6 protein-coding genes are annotated in these 4,568 nt (G+C 73.1%); 2 read left to right on the top strand and 4 right to left on the bottom strand.

All coding sequences use genetic code 11. The features are described 5' to 3' along the window. Positions 1 to 353 precede the first annotated feature (353 nt). Both JNW89_RS28435 and JNW89_RS28430 read left to right on the top strand, forming a co-directional pair. Positions 354 to 1,103 carry a PIG-L deacetylase family protein gene (locus tag JNW89_RS28435; RefSeq protein WP_238451452.1) on the top strand — a complete coding sequence of 250 codons (750 nt, stop codon included), beginning with the start codon at positions 354 to 356 and terminating at the stop codon, positions 1,101 to 1,103. 9 nt (positions 1,104 to 1,112) lie between these two features. After that, positions 1,113 to 1,862 (top strand): DUF72 domain-containing protein, encoded by a 750-nt coding sequence (locus JNW89_RS28430; protein ID WP_238451451.1) that lies wholly within the window; start codon positions 1,113 to 1,115, stop codon positions 1,860 to 1,862. Between the two features lie 54 nt (positions 1,863 to 1,916). On the opposite strand, the gene JNW89_RS28425 is transcribed toward JNW89_RS28430, so the two are convergent. The 4 genes from JNW89_RS28425 to JNW89_RS28410 all read right to left on the bottom strand — a co-directional run. Further along, positions 1,917 to 2,345 (bottom strand): DUF2267 domain-containing protein, encoded by a 429-nt coding sequence (locus tag JNW89_RS28425; RefSeq protein ID WP_238451450.1) that lies wholly within the window; start codon positions 2,343 to 2,345, stop codon positions 1,917 to 1,919. Between the two features lie 308 nt (positions 2,346 to 2,653). Further along, on the bottom strand, positions 2,654 to 3,529 hold the full coding sequence (locus tag JNW89_RS28420; protein ID WP_238451449.1) for a DUF72 domain-containing protein: 876 nt from the start codon (positions 3,527 to 3,529) through the stop codon (positions 2,654 to 2,656). A 51-nt stretch (positions 3,530 to 3,580) separates the two neighbouring features. Beyond that, a complete protein-coding gene (locus tag JNW89_RS28415) occupies positions 3,581 to 3,979 on the bottom strand; it encodes a TraR/DksA C4-type zinc finger protein (protein WP_088962383.1) in 399 nt (132 codons plus the stop codon). Positions 3,980 to 4,117: 138 nt separating this feature from the next. Further along, a partial coding sequence (locus JNW89_RS28410; protein ID WP_238451448.1) for a uridine kinase occupies positions 4,118 to 4,568 on the bottom strand: 451 nt, incomplete at its 5' end.

Genomic DNA, 4,568 nt, shown 5'->3' with positions numbered 1-4,568 from the left:
CCGCGCTCCGCACCACGGTCCGCGCCGCCGTCGGCGCCGCCGTCCTGGTGACCGGGAGTCGCGCCACCGTCGGCCGGGCCCTCGAGGCCGCCGCCGCTGGTGGTCTGCATGTCGTCGTCGTTGAGTGCCATGGGTGCTCCCTCGGGTGTGCCGCCCCGCCACAGGCGGGGTCCGTCGTGCAGCGGGTGGTACCCCACGCGCGATCTTCTCTAACCACACCGTAGACGGCGGGACCCGGCGAGCGGGACAGTTCCCCCGGCCCCGCCGGGGCTCACCGGCGCGCCACGAACCGGGCACGGCGGCGACGGCGGTGCCAGGATGGGGGGCACGGTCCGTCCGGCAGGGAGGTCACCATGGGGCAACCGCAGCCCGCACCGCTGGCGCCGCTGGCCGAGGACTGGCAGCGCGCCCTGGCCGTGGTGGCCCACCCCGACGACCTGGAGTTCGGCGCGGCCGCCGCCGTCGCCCGATGGACCGGGCAGGGCAAGGAGGTCGCCTACTGCCTGGTCACCAGCGGCGAGGCCGGCATCGACGGGACCACCCCGGAGCGGGCCCGGGTGGTGCGCGAGGAGGAACAGCGCGCCTCGGCCTCCGTGGTCGGGGTGACCACGGTGGAGTTCCTCGGCCGGCCCGACGGGCTGCTGGAGTACGGCGTGCCGCTGCGCCGGGCGATCGCCGAGGTGATCCGGCGGCACCGCCCCGACGTGGTGATCACCAACAACTTCCGCGACACCTGGGACGGGGCGTACGCGCTCAACCAGGCCGACCACATCGCGACCGGACGGGCCGTGCTCGACGCGGCCCGCGACGCCGGCAACCGGTGGATCTTCCCGGAGCAGCTGACCGGCGGCGTGGGGCCGTGGAACCGGGTCCGGGAGGTGTGGGCCGCCGCCTCGCCGCTGTCCCGGCACGGGGTGGACGTCACCGCCACCTTCGACGCCGGGCTGGCCTCGCTGCGCGCGCACGACGCCTACCTGCGGGGCCTCGGCGACGGCGGGTTCGACCCGGCGGAGTTCCTGGAGAGCATCAGCCGCCCGGTCGGCACCCGGCTCGGGGTCCGCTACGGCGCCGCGTTCGAGGTCTTCCCGCTGGGCCTGCACTAGGCGGCAGCGATGATCCTGGTCGGCACCTCAGGATGGCAGTACCGCGACTGGCGGGAGCGCTTCTACCCGCCGAAGCTGCCCCAGCGGCTCTGGCTGGAGCACTTCACCACCCGGTTCGCCACCGTCGAGGTGAACAACGCCTTCTACCGGCTGCCCGAGCGGGAGACCTTCGCCGCCTGGCGGGCGCGGACCCCGGACGACTTCTGCGTGGCGGTGAAGATGAGCCGTTACCTGACCCACATCAAACGGCTGCGCGACCCGGCCGAGCCGGTCGCCCGGTTCCTGGGCCGGGCCACCGCGCTCGGCGACCGGCTCGGGCCGGTGCTGGTGCAGCTCCCGCCGAACCTGCCCGCCGATCCGGAGGCGCTGGACGCCACCCTGCGCCTCTTCCCGGCCGAGGTGCGGGTGGCCGTGGAACCCCGGCACCCGTCCTGGTGGACGGCGCCGGTGCGGCAGGTGCTGGAACGCCGGCGGGCCGCGCTGGTCTGGGCGGACCGGCGGGGCCGGCCGGTGACCCCGCTCTGGCGTACCACGGACTTCGGCTACCTGCGGCTGCACGAGGGCCGCGCACAGCCGTGGCCGCGCTATGGCCGGGCCGCGCTCGCCTCCTGGGTACGCCGGCTCGCCGAGGCCTTCGACGACGCCGAGCCGACGTACGTCTACTTCAACAACGACCCGGGCGGGGCGGCCGTGGTCGACGCCGTCGCGTTCGCCGGGCTGGCCCGCCGGGCGGGGCGTTCGGTCAGCCGGACGGCCTGAGAGCACGCGGCGCCCGCCCCGCCGTACCGGCGGGACGGGCCGTCGATCACCCGGTCAGGGGATCATGCGCTGCAGGTCACCCGGCATGTTGGACTTCACGTCCTGCCACTCGCCCTGGGTCACGTGCTTGCGCAGCGTGTCGAGCACCACCTGCACCACCCGCTCCGTGCCGCCCTCCACGTCGTACGGAAAGCCCTGGCGGACCTCGTAGAGGAAGTCGTCGCGGTTCAGCTTGATCGGAACGCTGTCCGGCTGCCACCCGTCGAAGTAGATCCCACGCAGCAGCACCGGCAACTGGGCGGCGAACTCCGCGCTCTCCTGCACCGACATCCGGTCGCGCAGCAGGTGCAGCACGGTCCGCAACGCCGCGTAGGACTGGTTGCGTTGCGCCTTCGGCCACCCGTACGCCTGCTCGATGTCCTTGAGAATCAGGTTCGTCTTGTCCAGCGAGGTCTCGAACGCCGAACTCAACTGCTCAGCCATCTGCCCACCCCCGTGCGTCGTCTTCCCACCGTCGGTCGTCAGCGCGGCGCGGCGGCCCGCTCGGCCCCCGCCACGGCCGGGTCGGCCGGAACCGCCCGGGTCGCGCGCGGGCGTTGCCGTCGGCCGTACCGACCACGTGCAGCACCCCGCCGCGTCGCCTGTCCGTCACGACCCGCACCGCCATCGGACACCTCCGTCGCTGTCGGCCTCACGGTTCCGTCGGTCGACGGACCGCAGACACCGCCCATGCTGCGCGGCCATCGGGTGAGCCGGCGTCACCCCGACCGGGTGAACTCCGGCGACCGGCGTCAGCCGCCGTCGTCGAGCAGGCCGGCCAGGGTGGCGGCGTTGGTCTGGGCAAAATCGCGGTAACAATTGTTCATCAGCACGTGGGTCTGCCCGGCTGAGTCGGCCAGCTCGCGCAGCTTCGGCGCCCAGTCCCGCAACTCCCGGTCGGAGTAGTGGTAGCCGAACTTCTCGTGGATGTCCTTGCTGGTCCACTTGTCGCTGTGCCCGTGGAAGCGCACCACCGCGAGGTCCGCGGTGGCGGCCAGCACCGGGGGTACGGAGGAGCGGTGGCCCTGCGGCATGTCCACGCAGACGTACGGCAGCCGGTGCTTGCGCAGGAAGGCCACGGTCTCGTCGGCGTTGGCGCCGTCGAACCAGGAGGCGTGCCGGAACTCGAAGACCGGCCGCAGTGGGCGGCAGCGCCGCTCCACCTCCAGCAGGTACTCCTTGTTCTCCCGCTTGATGGTGAACCAGGGCGGGAACTGGAACAGCACCGCGCCGAGCTTGCCGGCCGCCACCAGCGGGTCCAGCGCGGACAGGAACCGGGTCCAGACCTCCTCGTACGCCTGCGCGGGCAGGTCGTCCGGGTAGAGGTTCTTCTTCTCCGTCTCCGGGCGCAGGTCCTTGTAGAGCGCGGACACCTTCGTCGGGTGCCCGGTCAGCAGGCTGAACGCCTTGACGTTGAAGGTGAAGCCCGCCGGGGTCCGCTCGGCCCACAGCTGGGCGGTCCGTTCGGCCGGCGGCGAGTAGTAGGTGGCGTCCACCTCGACCAGCGGAAAGCGCCGGGCGTAGTACGCCAGGCGCTTCTCCGGGGTGTCCGCGGTCTGCGGATACCACCCCGACTCCAGCAGGGTCCGGTCGGTCCAGGACGCGGTGCCCACCTTGATGTCACCCATGGAGAGAGTCCACCGCGCCCGGACCTGACCGGCAACCGCGACGCCCGCCGCTCAGGCGGCCCGCCGCTCCCGCGTCTGCTTGCAGGCCACACAGGAGGTGGCCGACGGGAAGATCTCCAGGCGCTCGACCGGGATCGGCGCCGAGCAGCCCTCGCAGAAGCCGTAGGTGCCCTCTTCCAGGCGGGTCAGCGCGTGCTCGAACTGGGCGCGACGATCGAGGATCGTGCGCAGCAACGACTGCGCGGTGTCCCGTTCGGCGGTCTTGGTGCCGCTGTCGGCCTGGTCGTCGCCGGCGGTGTCACCGACCTCCACCAGCCGCAGCACCTGGCTCTGCGCGACGGCCTGCTCGTACTCAGCGGACAGCTCGTCGTAGCGGGCCTGCAGGGAGAGTCGGATCTGGTCGATCTCCGCCTGGGATCGGCCCGTACCGACGGTGTCGTGGACGAGCATCGCTGCCTGCCTTTCGTGGGGCTCCGGCCCGGCCGGGCCGGTCGCCCGGATACGGTCCGCACGGGAGATCACCCGTGCTCTGTGAGCCGGGCGAATACCCACCTGCGCAGTGGATCAAACCGACGAGTTTTTCCGGCCTCAGTCGACCGGTTCGTCCGGCTCGACGAGGGCCGGGTGCCGCGGGTCGTCGGCGCGGACCACCACGTCGGCGAAGGAGGCCGGGTCGACCTCGTCGGCGTACCGGGTGAAGGCGGGCAGGGTCCAGCGCAGCTGCGGGTCGGTGCGCCGGGCCAGGGCGGCCGGCGAGAGCGCCAGGTGCACCGCGACGTCGAAGGGCAGCCCGCCGCCGAGCAGCAGCGCCCCGCTGACCAGCAGCACCGCGCCGGGCGGCAGCGGGACGTACGCGGCCCGGCTGGCCCGGTCGGTCGTCGGGTCCCAGAGAGAGGGCAGCACCCGTCCGGAGCCGCCCGGGCCGGCGGGGTCGAGCACCTCGCGGCGCAGCCCGGCCTCGTCGGTCCAGCTCTCGTAGTACGCGTCCGGGTTGGTCCGGCCCTGCTCGAAGCGGATCGAGGCGGGCCGCAGGAAGTCC

The sequence above is a fragment of the Micromonospora sp. 4G55 genome, assembly GCF_016803375.1.
Note: the sequence above shows the minus strand (reverse complement) of the source record. Positions and strands in the feature narration are given on the sequence as shown.